The 16,878-nt window shown below is 55.9% G+C and carries 18 protein-coding genes; 6 read left to right on the plus strand and 12 right to left on the minus strand.

Going from position 1 to position 16,878, the window contains the following annotated elements; genetic code table 11:
• Nucleotides 1–607, plus strand: a 607-nt coding sequence (gene pta, locus ACK5JN_RS22410; protein ID WP_416872163.1) for a phosphate acetyltransferase, incomplete at its 5' end; no start/stop codon positions are given.
• Nucleotides 608–670: 63 nt separating this feature from the next.
• On the opposite strand, the gene ACK5JN_RS22415 is transcribed toward pta, so the two are convergent.
• From ACK5JN_RS22415 to yfcF, 4 genes are all read right to left on the minus strand, one after another.
• Nucleotides 671–1,399, minus strand: a complete 729-nt coding sequence (locus tag ACK5JN_RS22415) for a hypothetical protein (protein WP_416872164.1) — start codon at nt 1,397–1,399, stop codon at nt 671–673.
• Nucleotides 1,400–1,632: 233 nt separating this feature from the next.
• Nucleotides 1,633–2,169: an NUDIX hydrolase YfcD gene (yfcD, locus tag ACK5JN_RS22420; protein ID WP_416872165.1), complete on the minus strand. Its 537-nt coding sequence runs from the start codon at nt 2,167–2,169 to the stop codon at nt 1,633–1,635.
• A 57-nt stretch (nt 2,170–2,226) separates the two neighbouring features.
• Nucleotides 2,227–2,778, minus strand: coding sequence for a phosphodiesterase (gene yfcE / locus ACK5JN_RS22425; protein WP_416872166.1), 552 nt, complete (start codon nt 2,776–2,778; stop codon nt 2,227–2,229).
• 56 nt (nt 2,779–2,834) lie between these two features.
• Nucleotides 2,835–3,479, minus strand: coding sequence for a glutathione transferase (gene yfcF, locus ACK5JN_RS22430; RefSeq protein WP_416872167.1), 645 nt, complete (start codon nt 3,477–3,479; stop codon nt 2,835–2,837).
• A 217-nt stretch (nt 3,480–3,696) separates the two neighbouring features.
• On the opposite strand from yfcF, the gene folX reads away from it, so the two are divergent.
• The 3 genes from folX (at nt 3,697) to ACK5JN_RS22445 (ending at nt 5,727) form a co-directional block, all read left to right on the plus strand.
• Nucleotides 3,697–4,059 (plus strand): dihydroneopterin triphosphate 2'-epimerase, encoded by a 363-nt coding sequence (folX, locus tag ACK5JN_RS22435; RefSeq protein WP_416872168.1) that lies wholly within the window; start codon nt 3,697–3,699, stop codon nt 4,057–4,059.
• 21 nt (nt 4,060–4,080) lie between these two features.
• The gene (locus ACK5JN_RS22440; RefSeq protein ID WP_416872169.1) at nt 4,081–4,974 is read left to right on the plus strand and encodes a TIGR01777 family oxidoreductase; all 894 of its coding nucleotides are present in this window, start codon (nt 4,081–4,083) and stop codon (nt 4,972–4,974) included.
• 240 nt (nt 4,975–5,214) lie between these two features.
• Entirely contained in the window at nt 5,215–5,727 is a 513-nt protein-coding gene (locus tag ACK5JN_RS22445) for a GNAT family N-acetyltransferase (protein WP_416872170.1), read from the plus strand.
• Nucleotides 5,728–5,739: 12 nt separating this feature from the next.
• Here ACK5JN_RS22445 and hisP read toward each other — a convergent pair whose 3' ends face one another.
• The 7 genes from hisP to ACK5JN_RS22480 all read right to left on the minus strand — a co-directional run bounded on the left by hisP (nt 5,740) and on the right by ACK5JN_RS22480 (nt 11,689).
• Nucleotides 5,740–6,513, minus strand: a complete 774-nt coding sequence (gene hisP / locus ACK5JN_RS22450) for a histidine ABC transporter ATP-binding protein HisP (protein WP_416872218.1) — start codon at nt 6,511–6,513, stop codon at nt 5,740–5,742.
• Between the two features lie 7 nt (nt 6,514–6,520).
• Nucleotides 6,521–7,237: an ABC transporter permease gene (locus ACK5JN_RS22455; protein WP_065355807.1), complete on the minus strand. Its 717-nt coding sequence runs from the start codon at nt 7,235–7,237 to the stop codon at nt 6,521–6,523.
• On the minus strand, nt 7,234–7,920 hold the full coding sequence (locus ACK5JN_RS22460) for a histidine ABC transporter permease HisQ (protein ID WP_416872171.1): 687 nt from the start codon (nt 7,918–7,920) through the stop codon (nt 7,234–7,236). The genes ACK5JN_RS22455 and ACK5JN_RS22460 overlap by 4 nt, the downstream gene beginning before the upstream one ends.
• Nucleotides 7,921–7,984: 64 nt before the next feature.
• Nucleotides 7,985–8,767, minus strand: coding sequence for a histidine ABC transporter substrate-binding protein HisJ (gene hisJ, locus ACK5JN_RS22465; protein WP_416872172.1), 783 nt, complete (start codon nt 8,765–8,767; stop codon nt 7,985–7,987).
• A 221-nt stretch (nt 8,768–8,988) separates the two neighbouring features.
• Nucleotides 8,989–9,771: a lysine/arginine/ornithine ABC transporter substrate-binding protein ArgT gene (gene argT, locus ACK5JN_RS22470; protein WP_416872173.1), complete on the minus strand. Its 783-nt coding sequence runs from the start codon at nt 9,769–9,771 to the stop codon at nt 8,989–8,991.
• Nucleotides 9,772–10,064: 293 nt separating this feature from the next.
• A complete protein-coding gene (locus ACK5JN_RS22475; protein ID WP_416872174.1) occupies nt 10,065–10,634 on the minus strand; it encodes a UbiX family flavin prenyltransferase in 570 nt (189 codons plus the stop codon).
• Nucleotides 10,635–10,675: 41 nt separating this feature from the next.
• Complete coding sequence (locus ACK5JN_RS22480) at nt 10,676–11,689, minus strand: LacI family DNA-binding transcriptional regulator (RefSeq protein ID WP_416872175.1); 1,014 nt, start codon at nt 11,687–11,689, stop codon at nt 10,676–10,678.
• 345 nt (nt 11,690–12,034) lie between these two features.
• Here ACK5JN_RS22480 and ACK5JN_RS22485 point away from each other — a divergent pair, with 345 nt between their 5' ends.
• Together ACK5JN_RS22485 and ACK5JN_RS22490 are read left to right on the plus strand one after the other, a co-directional pair.
• On the plus strand, nt 12,035–13,435 hold the full coding sequence (locus ACK5JN_RS22485; RefSeq protein WP_416872176.1) for an MFS transporter: 1,401 nt from the start codon (nt 12,035–12,037) through the stop codon (nt 13,433–13,435).
• Nucleotides 13,436–13,442: 7 nt separating this feature from the next.
• Nucleotides 13,443–15,410 (plus strand): glycoside hydrolase family 127 protein, encoded by a 1,968-nt coding sequence (locus ACK5JN_RS22490; RefSeq protein WP_416872177.1) that lies wholly within the window; start codon nt 13,443–13,445, stop codon nt 15,408–15,410.
• Between the two features lie 47 nt (nt 15,411–15,457).
• On the opposite strand, the gene ACK5JN_RS22495 is transcribed toward ACK5JN_RS22490, so the two are convergent.
• Entirely contained in the window at nt 15,458–16,843 is a 1,386-nt protein-coding gene (locus ACK5JN_RS22495; protein ID WP_416872178.1) for an amino acid permease, read from the minus strand.
• Nucleotides 16,844–16,878: the final 35 nt, after the last annotated feature.

A 16,878-nucleotide genomic window follows, 5' to 3' on the forward strand; every position in this document is an offset into this window, starting at 1 on the left:
AGTACACACCACCGCGAACACCATCCGTCCGCCGCTGCAGCTGATCAAAACGGCGCCGGGCAGCTCGCTGGTGTCTTCCGTGTTCTTCATGCTGCTGCCGGAACAGGTTTACGTTTACGGTGACTGCGCGATCAACCCGGATCCGACTGCTGAACAGCTGGCAGAAATCGCTATTCAGTCCGCTGAATCCGCGATTGCCTTCGGTATCGAACCGCGCGTTGCGATGCTCTCCTACTCCACCGGTACCTCTGGTGCAGGTAGCGACGTAGAGAAAGTGCGTGAAGCGACTCGTCTGGCGCAGGAAAAACGTCCTGACCTGATGATCGACGGCCCGCTGCAGTACGACGCCGCGGTTATGGCTGACGTAGCGAAATCCAAAGCGCCGAACTCTCCGGTTGCCGGTCGCGCTACCGTGTTCATCTTCCCGGATCTGAACACCGGTAACACCACCTACAAAGCGGTACAGCGTTCTGCCGACCTGATCTCCATCGGGCCGATGCTGCAGGGTATGCGCAAGCCGGTGAACGACCTGTCCCGTGGCGCGCTGGTAGACGATATCGTCTACACCATCGCTCTGACCGCGATTCAGTCTGCACAGCAGCAGTAATTCTGCCGTTATAAAAAAAGCCCCGCACAGCAATGTACGGGGCTTTTTATTTAAGCGAACGAATTAAATATCATCCACCTCAATTTCACCACTCAGATACAGGTCTTTTTCCGTGCCTTCAAAAAGCACGTAGCTTTCGCCGGTATTATCATCAATCGCCTTCAGCACAAATACGCTATTAATATCCATGCTGTCGGTATCATAAATAACGCTGGCTTTAACCTGCGGATAATCTTTAATCATTACACCATCACGATACAGCTGATAGTGCTGAGTATTTGAATTCGCGCGCGACTTGAATTCAAAAACCTCGGTCCCATCAACCTGGTCGACCAATTTCACCCATTGCGGGGCATGGCACTCAAATTCAGTTTCCAGCAGCTTAACATTATCAACATCAACCGGTGCGCTCGCCGAATTCCATGGGACCTGGATGTGCAAACGTACGCTGAGGGTTCCTTCGAAATCAGTGGTCTTGAAACCATAGGATTCGGTATGCCATGCGGTGTTTTTATCCGGGTTAATATCCCATTCAATCATCGTCTGCAGGTCAAGCAACGTCACAATCGCCAGGGTACCCGTGGCGCCACCGCAGCAATCCAGCATCACTTGATACTTTTTATTCGGCTTCAGCTTGACGGTTTGCATAATCGAGGCCGTTGGATTGATTTCGCAGTAATGGTTCTCTGAATCACCTTCATATTCAATCTGAGATGCACCAGAAAGGGTCCATACTTTATCCGTCGTGTTTTCGAAATCGCCATTCACAATTAAATTAGTGCTGATAATCATATTATTTTCTCCAAAAAATGAGTTTTGCGTTAGTGCCAGAAAATAATAATCAGGAAGGGACGGCGAAAGCACATCACAAAAAACGACGTGAGTTATATTGATAAGATAGAAATATATCACCAGTGGTATATATTCGAAGATGAGGGCTGGTGATGGTAAGGCCATCTATGTTCAGATAAAAAATAGCCGCGATGGCTATCGCGGCTATTATTGGCAGGGGTAAGATGAGGTCGTTAATCGTCAGTCGCGCTATTGTTGTTAGCGTTACGACTGATCCACAGCGACAGCGCTTTCAGCGAATCATCGGTGAATTCATCGCAGCGGGCGGTGATCTCATCCGGCGTCATCCAGCACACTTCGCTCACCTCTTCTTCCTGTAAGGCAAACGGCCCGTGAGAGACGCAGCTGAACAGGCTTCCCCAGACGCGGCAGTTCTTGTCTTCAAAGTAGAACTGCCCGTGGTCGGCGAACGGCACGCCGGCAATACCTAGCTCTTCTTCCGCCTCGCGGCGAGCGGAGTCCAGCAGCGGTTCATCAGCCTGAACGACACCCCCAGCGGTGGCGTCCAGCATACCCGGCTGGTAGTCTTTCGTTTCGGTGCGGCGTTGTACCAGGATTTTGCCCATACCGTCGTGGACGACGATGTAGGTAGCCCGGTGACGCAGGCACTGCGCGCGCATCTGTTCACGGCTCGCTTGCGCGATGACCTCATTGTCTTCGCTGACAATATCGACCCATTCCGTGCTTGCCAAATGATTCTGCTCGACCATCCGAAAACCTTACCTTGAAAGCGCTCTTTACGGCGCGTTTTGTGATTGATGGGTAACTTACGGGTTAATAGCAACCTCTGCAATAACCTGTTGATCATTGAGTGCTAAAACTTGCAGTTTATGCCCGTCAAGCAGCCCATAGCTGGCAGCAAAACCGCCCTTGGGAATGCTAACTGAACCGGGGTTAAATAAAAATATCCGATCGCGTTTTTCTGCCACCGGAAGATGCGTATGTCCGTAAACCAACACATCACCCTCGGCGAGCGACGGAAGATGCTCAGGACTATAAAGATGCCCGTGGGTCAAAAACAGGCGCTGATGTTCGGTGAGCACCTGCTGCCAGGGGGCAGTAATCGGAAATTGCAGCAGCATCTGGTCGACTTCGCTGTCGCAGTTGCCGCGCACGGCGATGATGCGGTCCGCCACGCTATTGAGGCGCTCGGCGACCTGCGCCGGCGCGTAGCCTTCCGGTAGCGCGTTACGCGGCCCGTGGTTGAGCACATCACCCAGAATCACCAGCCAGCGCGCCCCGCTCTCGGCGAACAGCGCCAGCACGCGTTCGGCTGCCGGTAAGGAGCCATGAATATCCGATGCAAACATCAGCTTCATTAATCAAATCCCCACAATGATAAACCCTGATATCATAATGGATTTCATCAACTTTTTCAGCCTGCGCGTTTTGCCGATAGCGCCACATAACGCTGTACCGACGCCCGCTGCCACTGGAAGGCGGCGTAATCAGCCAGCGCCTCCGGGACATCATCACCGTTGAGTACCAGACGGTTGAGCATCAAGGCCAGGTCCGTATCGGCCAGACACCATTCGCCGAACAGGTTGGGTCGTCCATGGGCCAGTAGCGCACCGGCGGTGTCAAACAGTTTAGCCGCGCTTTTACGTCCTGCGTCGGACAGCGACGCTTTTTTCTCTCCGGCAAAAATGACCGACGTTGGCCGCTCTTCGCGAATCGGCATCAGGTCGCTGCGCAGCCACGCCTGAATTTGCCGGGCGCGGGCGCGCTTTTGCAGGTCGTGCGGGTACAGGCGCTCCCACTCCGGCGGGGCGAAGCGCTCATCCAGGAACTCGGTAATCGCGGAGGATTCGCTCAGCTCAAAGCTATCAACCTCCAGCAGCGGCACGCGACGGGTCGCCGAATAGCCTCGCCAGCCCGGCTGTAAATGTTCGCCAAGATCGAGATTGACGGTTTTCAGGGTGAAGGGCAGCCCCTTCTCCTGCAAAGCGACATAGACAGACATCACGTAGGGCGAGAAGAAATCGGCATCGGACCAAAGCGTAAGAGTGGGCTGGCTCATAGTTTCCTCAATGGCGGGCAGGAGAGATGTGAACGATGGACGCCGCAGCGGGTGTCCATCAGACCTGACTGCCAACATAGCCTGTCTTTTCAGCGATGTCACTTGCCCGCGACATGAGGATTTTGCAATCAGCAATGACCGACACCAGACCTTGCGGCGTGACTGACGCTTTCGTGTATGATGGATGAGAAAACAATAATTAGGGAGAACACCTGCAATGTCTCACTCAGACGCGATCATCCGCATCAAAAACCTGCGCCTGCGCACCTTCATCGGCATTAAGGATGAGGAGATCGCCAACCGCCAGGACATCGTGATTAACCTGGAAATTCGCTACCCGGCGGAGAAGTCGCGCAACAGCGAAGATATCAACGATGCGCTGAACTACCGCACCATCACCAAAAGCATTATTCACCACGTGGAGAATAACCGTTTCTCTTTGCTGGAAAAATTAACTCAGGATGTGCTCGATATCGCACGCGAACATCACTGGGTCACTTATGCTGAAGTGGAGGTCGATAAACTTCACGCGCTGCGCTACGCCGATTCGGTGTCAATTACCCTGAACTGGCAACGCTAGGCGCTCCCTGCGGGAGGTCGCATGAAAATTCTGCTTACCGGCGGTACCGGGCTGATTGGTCGCCATTTAATTCCGCGTCTGCTGGCGCTGGGCCACGCGGTTTGCGTCGTGACGCGTTCACCGGAGAAAGCCCGGCAGCGGCTCGACGCCAGCGTCGAGATCTGGCCGGACTTACAGCATGTGTCCAGCCTTGACGGCATCGACGCGGTGATTAACCTCGCCGGCGAGCCGATTGCCGACAAGCGCTGGACCGCCGCGCAAAAGCAGAAGCTGTGCGACAGCCGCTGGACAATCACCCAGCGCATCAGCGACCTGATTCAGGCCAGCCAGACGCCGCCGGCGGTGCTGATTTCCGGTTCCGCCATTGGCTACTATGGCGATCTGGGCGAAGTGGTGGTCACCGAAGAAGAGCCGCCGCATAACGAATTTACCCACAAGCTGTGCGCTCGCTGGGAGCAGATTGCCTGCTCCGCGCAGAGCGAGCGCACCCGCGTCTGTTTGCTGCGCACCGGCGTCGTGCTGTCATCCAAAGGCGGCATTCTGGGCAAAATGGTGCCGCCGTTTAAGCTCGGCCTCGGCGGCCCAATCGGCAACGGCAGGCAGTACCTGGCGTGGATTCATATCGACGATATGGTCAACGGTATCCTGTGGCTGCTGGATAACGACCTGCGCGGGCCGTTTAATATGGTGGCGCCTTACCCGGTGCGTAACGAACAGTTTTCCCACGCGCTGGGCCATGCGCTAAACCGCCCGGCCATTCTCCGTGTCCCCGCGACCGCCATCCGCCTGCTGATGGGGGAATCATCTGTACTGGTGCTCGGCGGCCAGCGCGCGCTGCCTAAACGGCTGGAAGCCGCCGGTTTTACCTTCCGCTGGTACGATTTAGAAGAAGCGCTGGGCAATATTCTGGCTTAGCGTCATTCGTGTCTATCCGGTGATAGCGTTTGGCTATCACCGGCCCTCCTCATCTGGAAGCCGACTCGCATTTGCAGCAAGTATTAGCGCTGCGCGACACAAACCGTGAAGCCCATTCCAACGAGCTTTACCATGCTTTGTCATAACGGTCTGCGCACAGCGGCCCGCGGTTAATAGGCTGTTATCACTCGTTTTCTGGTGCTAAGGTTATCCCTTACGATTTCGCGCAATGGCACTCTTATGGCAATCATCACCACTTCACGGCTACAGCTTTCCCCCTTCAATGAACACGACTGGCCCTTCTTTTTACAGCTGCGACAAAACCGCGAGGTGATGCGCTATATGGGCGAAGTGCTGGATGAAGCGGCGATACGGACGGTGTTTAATGCGCGCTGCCGGGAAGCGGGGATTTTCGTGATCCGCGATGCCGAGGGAACGCCGCTGGGTGATATTGGCCTGCGCGTCAGCAGCAAAAACCCGCATGAGGCCGATGTTGGCTACGCGCTATTACCGCAGGCGCAGGGCAAAGGCTATGCCAGCGAGGCGCTGGCGGCAATTTGCGACTACGGTTTTCAGCAGCTCTCGCTGTGGGCGATTAATGCCTGGGTACTGGGTGATAATCAGAGTTCGGCGCATCTGCTGGAAAAGCACGGTTTCACGCGCACGCAGGTGCTGGAAAAAGCCTATCAGCTTAACGGCGAGTACTTTGACGACTGGGTGTACCGGCGGGAAAACGCCCTCACTCATTCGTGAGGGCGAGCGTAATTATTTCAGCGCGCCGCTGAGGAACTGCTGCAAGCGCGGGCTTTTCGGGTTGCCAAATACCGCTTCCGGGTTTCCTTCCTCTTCAATTTTCCCCTGATGGAGGAAGATAACGTGCGAAGAGACGTGGCGCGCAAAGCCCATTTCGTGGGTCACCACCACCATGGTTTTGCCCTCTTCCGCCAGCTGCTGCATGATGCGCAGCACTTCACCCACCAGCTCAGGATCGAGCGCGGAAGTCGGCTCGTCAAACAGCAGCACTTCCGGCTCCATCGCCAAAGCGCGGGCAATAGAAACGCGCTGCTGCTGACCGCCGGACAGATGCACCGGATACTTACCCTGCTGGCGCTCGTCGATACCCACCTTCGCCAGATACTTCACCGCCCGCTCCCGCGCCTCCTGCTTGCTCAGGCCCAGCACCTGAATCGGCGCTTCCATCACGTTTTCCAGCACCGTCATGTGGCTCCACAGATTGAAGTGCTGGAAGACCATGGTCAGGCGCGTACGCAGCAGACGCAGCTGGTTCTTATCGGCCACCTTCAGCTGGCCGTCATTATCGCGCACCAGGCCAATATTTTGCCCGTTGACGATAATCGTGCCTTCACTCGGCTTTTCCAGAAAGTTAATGCAGCGCAGGAAGGTACTTTTACCCGAGCCCGACGAACCGATAATGCTGATGACGTCACCAGCGGACGCCTTCAGCGACACGCCCTTCAGCACCTCGTGCTCGCCGTAGCGTTTGTGCAGGTCGATTACGTTAAGTTTTTTATCAGCCATCATGTTCTCAGTGCGTAGAAGTCGGTTTCATATGCTGTAGCCAGCGCTTTTCCGCTTTGCGGAACAGGCGAATCAGCACATAAGAGATAATCAAATAAAGCACCGCCGCAATGCCGAAGGCGGTAAACGGCTGATAGGTTGCCGAGTTGATATCGCGGGCAATCTTCAGCAGATCGGGGACGGTGGCGGTGAACGCCAGCGCCGTCGAGTGCAGCATCAGGATCACCTCATTGCTGTAGGCGGGCAGCGCGATGCGCAGCGCCGACGGTAAAATAATACAGCGATAGAGCTTAAACGATGAGAAGCCGTAGGCGCGCGCCGCTTCAATTTCCCCCGCCGGTACCGAGCGAATCGCCCCGGCGAAAATCTCGGTGGTGTAGGCGCAGGTGTTGAGCGTTAAGGCCAGCACCGTGCAGTTCAGGCCGCTGCGGAAAAAGGCGTTCAGCAGCTCGGTGCCCTTAACGATTTCCAGCGTATACATGCCGGAGTAGAACACAAGCAGCTGTACATACAGCGGCGTACCGCGAAAAATATAGGTGAACAGCCACACCGGAAACTTAATGTATTTGTTGCTCGAGACGCGGGCAATGGCCAGAAACAGCGCCATGATGCCGCCCATCACCACCGACAGCACCAGCAGCCACAGGGTGATCGCCACGCCGGTAAAGCGGTAGCCGTCGCTCCACAGCAGCGCTTTCCAGTATTCCTGAATAATCTCAATCACAGGTCAGCCCTCTTAACGCCCACGGAATAGCGGCGTTCGAGCAGCAGCAACACGCCATTGGAAACGGTAGTAAACAGGAGATAAATCAAGCCACAGACGATGGCAAAATAGAACGGTTCCCAGGTGCTTTTCCCGGCAAGCTGGGTCGCTTTAACGACATCTTCCAACCCCAGCAGCGACACCAGCGCGGTGGCTTTGAGGATCACCTGCCAGTTATTGCCGATCCCCGGCAGCGCGTAGCGCATCATGGCCGGAAACAGAATGCGGCGGAAGGTTTGCCCGCCGGTAAAACCGAAGGCGGTGGCGGCTTCAATATGCCCTTTAGGCACCGCCATAAACGCGCCGCGGAAGGTTTCGGTGAAGTACGCGCCGTAGATAAAACCCAGGGTGATGATCCCGGCGATCATCGGGTCGATATCGAACTGCCCGATGCCGAGCGAGTCCGTGATAACGTTGAGCGCCATCTGCAGACCATAAAAGATCAGCAGCATCAGCACTAAGTCGGGCACCCCGCGAATCAGCGTGGTGTAGCCCTCAAAAATTAACGCCAGTACGCGATTTCGGGAGAGCTTGGCTCCCGCGCCGACCAGACCAATAAGCACGGCCAGAACCACTGAGCTGACGGCCAGCTCAAGGGTGACAAGGGCGCCCTGAAAAATTACCTGTGAAAACCCGTACAGCATGCTGCCAGTCCTGTCTTTGCGCCCATCGCCTCGTGCGTGCGAAGCGATGGGTTACTCGTGATGATTATTCGCCGTAAACGTTAAAATCGAAGTACTTCTTCGCCAGCTTGTCGTAGGTGCCGTCAGCACGCATTTCCGCAAACGCCTTGTTCAGCGCGTTCAGCAGTTCAGTGTCGTCTTTACGCAGGCCCATACCGGTGCCCACGCCAAACAGCTTCTCGTCTTTAATCGACGGGCCGCCGAACTGGTAGTCTTTACCGATAGGCTGCTTCAGGAAACCTTCGCTCGCCGCCACTTCGTCCTGGAACGCCGCGTCGATACGACCGGCGGTCAGGTCGGAGTAGATATTGTCCTGGCCCTGATAGGAGACAATTTCAATTCCTTTCGGCGCCCAGTGCTCGTTACCGTAGGTTTCCTGCGTGGTGCCCTGCAGCACGCCCACGCGCTTGCCTTTCAGCGTAGCGAGATCCGGCGTAACCGGGGAACCTTTTCTCACCACCAGACGCGAGTCGGCGGCGTACAGTTTGTCGGTAAAGGCGATTTCCTGCTGACGTTTTTCGGTGATCGACAGCGATGACATGATGGCATCGATTTTCTTCGCTTTCAGCGAGGGGATCAGGGCGTCCAGCGGGTTCTCCACGAAGGTACATTGTGCCTGGATGCGCTTACACAGCTCTTTTGCCAGATCAATGTCAAAACCCACTAATTCACCCTGGGCATTTTTCGACTCGAACGGCGCGTACGTTGGGTCAGTACCGATACGCACTTTTTGCGGGATTGCTGCAAATGCGCTTGAAGCAGAAGCAAGCGCTAAGACCAGAGAAAGCGACAACGCCAGTTTTTTCATAATCATCCTCAACAGACCGAAATTCTTGTGGGTTTTTAGAAATTATCTGAGCAGTTATCGTGCCATCTTTCGGCCCATCAAGGCAAAGTATTCTGCCCTTCCGGCTGGCTTTTTTCTCATTAAAAATGCTTAATTATGCAACCATGCGCAACTTTCGAGCAAAAAACGCACCATCATGGTGCATCGCAACATTCATGCACCATGATGATACCTCTGCCGGTTTAGTCGCCGTAGACGTTAAAGTTGAAATACTTCTTCGCCATCTTGTCGTAGGTGCCGTCGGCACGCAACTCCGCCAGCGCTTTATCCAGCGCCGCCTTCAGCTCGACGTCGTCTTTGCGCAGGCCCACGCCCGTGCCGTCGCCGAAGTATTTTTTGTCTTTCACCGACGGGCCGGCAAAGTCAAAATCTTTCCCGGCGGGCTGCTTCAGGAAGCCTTCGCTGGCGGCGACTTCGTCCTGGAACGCGGCATCAAGACGCCCGGCGGCCATATCCGAGTAGATCAGGTCCTGGTTCTGATAGGCGACAACGTCAACGCCTTTGCTGCGCCAGTTTTCATTGGCATAGGCTTCCTGCGTAGAGCCCTGCAGCACGCCGATATGCTTGCCTTTCAGCCCGTCCAGCGTCGGCTTAATTGCCGAGCCCTTTGCGGCGATCAGCCGTGAATCCGCGGCATACAGCTTGTCGGAGAAGGCGATCTCCTGCTGGCGTTTTTCGGTAATGGACAATGAAGAGATAATGGCATCGATTTTCTTCGCTTTCAGCGAAGGGATCAGCGCGTCAAAGTCGCTCCCCACCCAGGTACACTTGATGCTGGCGCGTTTACACATTTCGTTGCCCAGATCGATATCAAAGCCAATAAAATCGCCTTTGGCATCTTTCGATGAGAACGGTGCGTAGGTGGTATCGGTACCGATGCGAATGCTCTGCGGCAGTGCGGCAAAAACGCTGGCGGCGCTGCTGAGACCCAGCAGTAAAGAGAGAGCAAGAACCGTCTTCTTCATACGTTCCCCTATGAAATCGTGATGTTGTGAACTGCGATATCGTTATGTTGTGTTGTGCTTGCCAGCCTTGTACTGCATCTTCTGTGCCATATTTTCCGTCTTACCGCTAAACGACGTTAAATATGTTAATAAGAAGATAACAAAAGGTGAGCAAGAGGAAAGATATCAGCGGCAGCGTATAAATCGAGCACAAAACCACAATCGGGATGATTAAATAGCGAGGATTTGATCGGCGTTGCAGATTTGCCCTGAAACAGGGCAAAAGATACATAACGTGCGCTTTTGCTACCCGGTCAGGCGCCTGACCAGCGGGTGAACAGATCGTCCGGCAGCGCGATATCAAACTGATCGAGCACCCGGTTGACGGTCTGGTTGATCACGTCATCCAGCGTCTGCGGGCGATGATAGAAGGCCGGGACCGGCGGCATGATAACCGCGCCCATTTCCGCCGCCTGGGTCATCAGCCGCAGATGCCCCAGATGCAGCGGCGTTTCCCGCACGCACAGCACCAGCGGGCGGCGTTCTTTCAGCACCACGTCGGCAGCGCGCGTCAGCAGGCCGTCGGTGTAGCTGTTCACGATGCCGGAAAGGGTTTTGATGGAACAAGGTAAAATCGCCATGCCTGCGGTTTTGAACGAGCCGGAGGAGATGCTGGCGGCGATATCGCGCGCATCGTGCACCACATCGGCCAGCGCCTGCACTTCACGCAGCGAGAGGTCGGTTTCCAGCGCCAGCGTCTGCCGCGCCGCCTGGCTCAACACCAGGTGCGTTTCGACATCCGCTACAGATTGCAGCACCTCAAGCAGACGTACGCCGTAAATGGCGCCGCTGGCGCCGGAGATTCCAATGATGAGTCGTTTCACGCAGACCGCCCTGTTGCCCTAATGGCGCCAACTTTGCCGGATTATGGTGCCAGACGCAACCGTGATGCGCTGGCGTCGGTTACCGAGCTTTCGCGCGCCACCAGACGAACCGGCAGCAGCAGGTTTCTTTCGCTCTCTTCGTTGAGCAGCAGCTGGAAGGCATCGCGCCCCAGCTCGCGTTTATCGACCGCCACCGTCGAAAGCGGCGGATGCGCCCAGGCCGCGGCATCGATATCATCGAAACCGACAATCGCCACGTCTTCCGGCACGCGAATTCCCCGGCGTGCGCATTCACGCATCGCCACCAGCGCCGCCACGTCGTTGTAGGCAAAAATCGCATCCGGCGGCTGCGCCAGCGCCAGCAGCTGCGACATCCCTTCCACCAGCGCCTGCTCGATATCTTTCACCGGCGGCACCTCAATACGGTAGGCCTCAGGCAGAGCCAGTCCGGCATCGAATAACGCCTGCTGGTAGCCCTCGACGCGCTGGCGAATACTGTAGTGGCGCTGAGACGTGCCCAGAAACGCGATGCGCGTTCTCCCCTGCTCCAGCAGATGGCGCGTTGCCACAAAGCCGCCGTGGTAGTTGTCCGGGTTCACGCAGGGAAAGTCGGCCGCCCACAGGTCGACCAGCGCCACCGGCAGCGCCGCCTGACGCAGCTCGGCCAGCACCTCCGGCTCCAGATATCCCGCGCAGATCAGCGCGTCCGGCTGGTGCAGATTAATCAGATCCGCCACCGCGTCTTCCGGGCCAATCGGCTGGAAGCTCATCGCAATGTCGTTCTCGCGGCAGGCGTCCGCCACGCCCAACATCACCGTAGAGTAGAACGGCAAAGCGCTGGCGATATTGTGCTCGCGGTGTAGCAAAAACAGCAGCCGCTTGATACGCCCGCTGCGCAGCCGGCTGAAGTCATAGCCCTCGGCCTGAGCAATCGCCAGAATACGCTGCCGCGTGTCATCGCTCAGCCCTGGCTGCCCCTTCAGCGCACGAGAGACCGCCGCAATCGAGACGCCGCATGCGCTGGCAATGTCTTTGATTCGGGTTTTCTTCGCCATTCTTTCGCTTTACCTCATTCATCGCCTGACGGGACAAAGAGTATCACGAGCGGTCGATCTCCTCGCAATATTAAGTTTAATTTTTACTAAACATTTTAATAAAAAGACAGACAACTGCTCTTGCCTCGCCTGTATCGCCATTATAACCGCCTTTATTGTGACGCATATCACTATTATTATTTTATTTATAGTAAAAACAAGATCAAATTCACTCTTTAAAAAGTACGCTATATACCCGCATTTCGCTCAGGATCTATCCTCACAGCCGTTAGTTATTTACTAAAAATTCGTCAGAGATACGCCGTAATGACTTTTTGAATCATCACCCCTGTCCGAGGATTGGTTATGACCGTTGCTGATAACCTGAACACTGATGTACAGAACGTTGATGCGGGAGAGACGCTCTCTACCCGCGAAAAAATAGGCTATGGACTAGGCGATGCCGGCGGGCATTGCATCTCCGATTTGATAAGCGGTTTTTTGCTCTTTTTCTACACCGACGTCTTTGGCCTGAGCCCGGCTATCGTCGGCGCGATGTTCTTCACGCTGAGGATTTTCGACGCCGTCTCCGACCCGGTGATGGGCGTCATCGCTGACCGTACCCGCAGCCGCTGGGGGCGCTTTCGCCCATGGCAGCTGTGGACGGCGGTGCCGCTGGGGATCATCGGCATTCTGACGTTTACCGTGCCGGATATGGGCCCTAACGCCAAAATCGCCTGGGCCTTCGGCACCTACTTCCTGCTCTCCATCGGCTATACCGCCAACAACGTTCCGTACTGCGCGCTGATTAACGCCATCACCAACCGCCACGACCAGGTGATGTCCTGCCAGTCCTGGCGCTTCGTGCTCAGCGGCGTTGCCGGTTTCCTCGTCTCCGTGGGGCTGCCGTGGATGGTCGAATACTTCGGTAACGGCAATCTGGCGAAAGGCTATCAGTACGGTGTCACCGTGCTGTGCACCATCGGGATGGTGATGTTCCTGCTGTGCTTCTTCTGGGTCAAAGAGCGCGTGCCGCTGTCGCTGGCGGGCAATTTCACCCTACGCGAACACCTGAAAGGGCTGCGTAAAAACGATCAGCTGCTGATGATGCTGGTGATGTCCTTCCTGCTGGTGAACATCCTGTGCATTCGCGGCGGCTATATGTACTTTATCTCCTACGTCCTGCAGGGCGGCGCCGCCTATATGTCGCTGTTCTTCGGCGTTCTGACGATTGCCGGGATCGCCGGCGCGGTGATCGTTAACCCGCTCTCGCGCCGCGTGGACATGGTACGCCTCTACTACTGGACCAACCTGGTGCTGGTCGCTTTCGGGCTGGGCATGTACTTCCTGCCAACCGGCCCGCAGTATCAGACGCTGTGGCTGGTTTGCATCGCCGTGAACAGCGTGATTCAGGGCTTCACCCTGCCGCTGCACTTCTCGATTATGGCCTTCGCCGACGACTACGGCGAATGGAAAACCGGCGTGCGCTCCTCCGGCATGAACTTCGCCTTTAACCTGTTTTTCATCAAGCTCTCCTGGGCCTCTTCCGGCGGCATTATCAGCCTGATCCTGATTATGGTGGCCTACCAGCCGGGGCTGGAAAACCAGACCGCCGCGTCAATTCAGGGCATTACCCTGCTACAAAGCGTGGTACCGGCGCTGTTCCACCTCGCGCTGGCGCTATGCCTGCTGAAGTGCCGTCTCAACGGCCCGATGATGAAGCGTATTTCTACCGATCTTCACCAAAGACATTCACACATTTCCTGAGGTAAACATGATGCAGTCTGATGTGATTGAAGCCGATCTCAAGCGTATTACCGTCACCGACCCGTTCCTGGGCGAATACCAGCGGCTGATCCGCGAGGTGGTGATCCCTTATCAGTGGGAAGCGTTAAACGACAACATTCCTGAAGCCGAGCCGAGCCACGCGCTGGCCAACTACCGTATCGCCGCCGGGCTTGAGCCAGGCGAGTTTTACGGGATGGTCTTCCAGGACAGCGATGTGACTAAATGGCTGGAGGCGGTTGCCTGGTCGCTGAGCCAGAAGCCGGATGCGCAGCTTGAACAGACCGCCGACGAAGTGATTGAGCTGCTGGCGCAAGCGCAGTGCGAAGATGGCTATCTCAATACCTGGTACACCGTTAAAGAGCCGGGCCAGCGCTGGACTAACGTCGCCGAGTGCCACGAAATGTACTGCGCCGGGCACCTGTTTGAAGCGGCAGTGGCGTTTTTCAACGCCACCGGTAAGCGCCGTCTGCTGGATATTGCCTGCCGGTTCGCCGACCATATCGACACCGTTTTTGGTCCGAGCGACGGCCAACTGCGCGGTTACCCTGGGCACCCGGAAATCGAGCTGGCGCTGATGCGGCTGTATGAAGTCACACGTGAGCCACGCTATCAGGCGCTAGCCAGTTTCTTCGTCGAAGAGCGCGGTAAGCAGCCGTACTATTACGATATTGAGTTTGAAAAACGTGGCGGTACCCGGCACTGGATCGGCTGGGGCGATGCCTGGCCGGGCATGATCAAAGATAAAAGCTACACCCATGCGCACAAGCCGCTGTCAGAGCAGAACGAAGCGGTCGGCCACGCGGTGCGTTCGGTGTACCTGATGACCGGCCTGGCGCACATTGCGCGCATGACCCAGGATGAAGAGAAGCGTCAGACCTGCCTGCGTATCTGGAACAATATGGTGCAGCGCCGCATGTACATCACCGGCGGCATCGGTTCGCAGGGTATCGGCGAAGCCTTCACCAGCGATTACGACCTGCCGAACGACACCGCCTACGGCGAGAGCTGCGCCTCCATTGGCCTGATGATGTTTGCCCGCCGCATGCTGGAGATGGAGGGCGATGCCCACTACGCCGACGTGATGGAGCGCGCGTTCTACAACACGGTTCTCGGCGGCATGGCGCTGGACGGCAAGCACTTTTTCTACGTTAACCCGCTGGAGACGCACCCGAAAAGCATTCCGCATAACCATATTTACGACCACATCAAGCCGGTACGTCAGCGCTGGTTCGGCTGCGCCTGCTGCCCGCCGAACATCGCGCGCACGCTGGTCGCCATCGGCCACTACCTCTTCACGCCGCGCCCGGATGCGCTGTTTATCAACTTCTACGCCGGTAGCGAAGCGCAGTTTACGGTGAACGATCGGACGCTGGCGCTGAAAATTGAGGGCAACTATCCGTGGGATGAGCAGGTCACAATTCGCTTTAACCACCCGCGGGCGGTCGAGCATACGCTGGCGCTGCGCCTGCCGGAATGGTGTGAAGCACCGCGCGTACAGGTGAACGGTGAGGCCGCGCAGGGTGAGATCATCAAAGGGTATCTGCACCTGCACCGTCAATGGCAGGAAGGCGACGTGGTTACGCTGCATCTGCCGATGACCATCCACCGGGTTTACGCTAACCCGCTGGTGCGTCACGCCGCCGGGAAAGTGGCGATTCAGCGCGGGCCGCTGGTCTACTGCCTGGAGGAGGCGGATAACGGCACCGAGCTGCACAACCTGTCGCTGCCAAAAACAAGCGCGTTCCGTGAGATTCAGGGCGTGGGCGTGCTGAAGGGGAAAGTGTTGCTACAAGCGGAAGGGCTGCGCGTGCAGACCGCCGAGGGCGATAAGCCGCTGTACAGCTTCGATAACCGCCAGACGGCAGCCGAAAAGCAGACCTTAACCTTTATTCCGTGGTTTAGCTGGGCCAACCGCGGCGAGGGCGAAATGCGGATTTGGGTGGACGAGGCATAATCCGTCCTGAAGAGTAAAGCGTTCTCGCGATGCGGGAACGCTTTTTCCTATTTCAACGCGGGCCTGAAGCAAAACCATGATGCGATAATGCAGGCCATCAACAGCAGTTCGATCAACATAATCAACAGCCCCTGCTTGCTAAACCAGGTGCCAATAATAATCGCGATATTGGTGACCACCACAAAACCTGCCACCCAGGGAAATAACGGCGATCGGTAACGCAGTAAGCTGCGCGAATACACTCCCTGATTGACCGCACGTCGAAAGCGATACTGGCACCAGCCAATCACAATCCACGCCAGACACCCGACCTGCCCGGTACTCGCTATCAGATAGAGATAAAACTGCTGTGCAGAAATATAACGCGTCAACATTGAGACCAGCGCCAGAACGACGGTCAACATAATGGCGTTTACCGGCACGCCATTGCAACTGACTCGACTAAAACACGCCGGGGCAAAACGGTCGCCCGCCATCGACCATAGCATGCGCGAGCTGGCATAAATGGCCGAGTTTGCCGCCGATACCGCAGCAGAAAAAATAACCAATGTCATTAATACCTCAGCCCCGGGGATCCCCGCATGAGAAAATACCCAGACAAAGGGACTTTGCCCATTGGGGATACTGTCTCGGGGATACACCAGTGCCAGAATGGCGATAGCCAGGCCATAGAATAAGATGATCCTCATACCAATGCCAAGAATCACTTTCGGTAAAATAGTCTGTGGTGACTCAGTTTCCCCCGCAGCATTCCCCACTAACTCAACGCCCTGAAAAGAGTAGATAACAACGGTCATACAGACCAGAATTTGCCACCAGCCGTGTGGAAACCATCCGGCAGATGTTTTCAGCGTCGGATGCCAATGGGCTTGTCCGGCCAATGAATAGATCATTACGGCCCCCGCCACAATAAACAGTACGATGGCAAAAACTTTAATGGCTGAAAGCCAATACTCACATTCACCGAAACTTTTCGCCGAACAGAGATTAATGAGCGTTAACGTAACAAGGATAATAAGGCAAAAATAATGTACAGGAATGGAGGGGAAATAGTGATGCGCGATAAAACCTGCGGCGGTTAAATCGGCAGCCAGAGAAAAGACCCAGCTGAACCAGTAAAGCCAGCCGATAGTATAGCTCCACAGCGGATGAGGAATAAAAATCAAGGCATAGTGCTGGAAAGAACCTGAATGGGGAAACGCGCACGACAGCTCCCCCAGACACATCATGGTCGCCAGCATAATTCCGCCGGCCAGAAGATAGGCCAGCAGCGTACCCGCTGGACCAACGTTATACAACGGTTCGGCAATACCGATAAATAATCCCGTGCCGATGGTGCCACCTAAGGACATCATCAACAGATGACGTTTTTTTAAGTTACGACGAAGCTTGCCCTTATGCTCAATAAGAGAGGGCTCTTGCAGGGTACTCATGGTTTCTCCCTGTCTTTTCCAGGATTCGGAATGAC

Source organism: Kluyvera sp. (genome assembly GCF_047971185.1).
Taxonomy (GTDB): Bacteria; Pseudomonadota; Gammaproteobacteria; order Enterobacterales; family Enterobacteriaceae; genus Kluyvera.

Excerpts from the sequence above, each read along its gene's own strand:
- ACK5JN_RS22415 (WP_416872164.1), bottom strand. The coding sequence starts at position 1,399 with ATGATTATCAGCACTAATTTAATTGTGAATGGCGATTTCGAAAACACG.
- yfcD (WP_416872165.1), bottom strand. The coding sequence starts at position 2,169 with ATGGTCGAGCAGAATCATTTGGCAAGCACGGAATGGGTCGATATTGTC.
- yfcE (WP_416872166.1), bottom strand. The coding sequence starts at position 2,778 with ATGAAGCTGATGTTTGCATCGGATATTCATGGCTCCTTACCGGCAGCC.
- yfcF (WP_416872167.1), bottom strand. The coding sequence starts at position 3,479 with ATGAGCCAGCCCACTCTTACGCTTTGGTCCGATGCCGATTTCTTCTCG.
- folX (WP_416872168.1), top strand. The coding sequence starts at position 3,697 with ATGTCTCACTCAGACGCGATCATCCGCATCAAAAACCTGCGCCTGCGC.
- ACK5JN_RS22440 (WP_416872169.1), top strand. The coding sequence starts at position 4,081 with ATGAAAATTCTGCTTACCGGCGGTACCGGGCTGATTGGTCGCCATTTA.
- ACK5JN_RS22445 (WP_416872170.1), top strand. The coding sequence starts at position 5,215 with ATGGCAATCATCACCACTTCACGGCTACAGCTTTCCCCCTTCAATGAA.
- hisP (WP_416872218.1), bottom strand. The coding sequence starts at position 6,513 with ATGGCTGATAAAAAACTTAACGTAATCGACCTGCACAAACGCTACGGC.
- ACK5JN_RS22460 (WP_416872171.1), bottom strand. The coding sequence starts at position 7,920 with ATGCTGTACGGGTTTTCACAGGTAATTTTTCAGGGCGCCCTTGTCACC.
- hisJ (WP_416872172.1), bottom strand. The coding sequence starts at position 8,767 with ATGAAAAAACTGGCGTTGTCGCTTTCTCTGGTCTTAGCGCTTGCTTCT.
- argT (WP_416872173.1), bottom strand. The coding sequence starts at position 9,771 with ATGAAGAAGACGGTTCTTGCTCTCTCTTTACTGCTGGGTCTCAGCAGC.
- ACK5JN_RS22480 (WP_416872175.1), bottom strand. The coding sequence starts at position 11,689 with ATGGCGAAGAAAACCCGAATCAAAGACATTGCCAGCGCATGCGGCGTC.
- ACK5JN_RS22485 (WP_416872176.1), top strand. The coding sequence starts at position 12,035 with ATGACCGTTGCTGATAACCTGAACACTGATGTACAGAACGTTGATGCG.
- ACK5JN_RS22490 (WP_416872177.1), top strand. The coding sequence starts at position 13,443 with ATGATGCAGTCTGATGTGATTGAAGCCGATCTCAAGCGTATTACCGTC.
- ACK5JN_RS22495 (WP_416872178.1), bottom strand. The coding sequence starts at position 16,843 with ATGAGTACCCTGCAAGAGCCCTCTCTTATTGAGCATAAGGGCAAGCTT.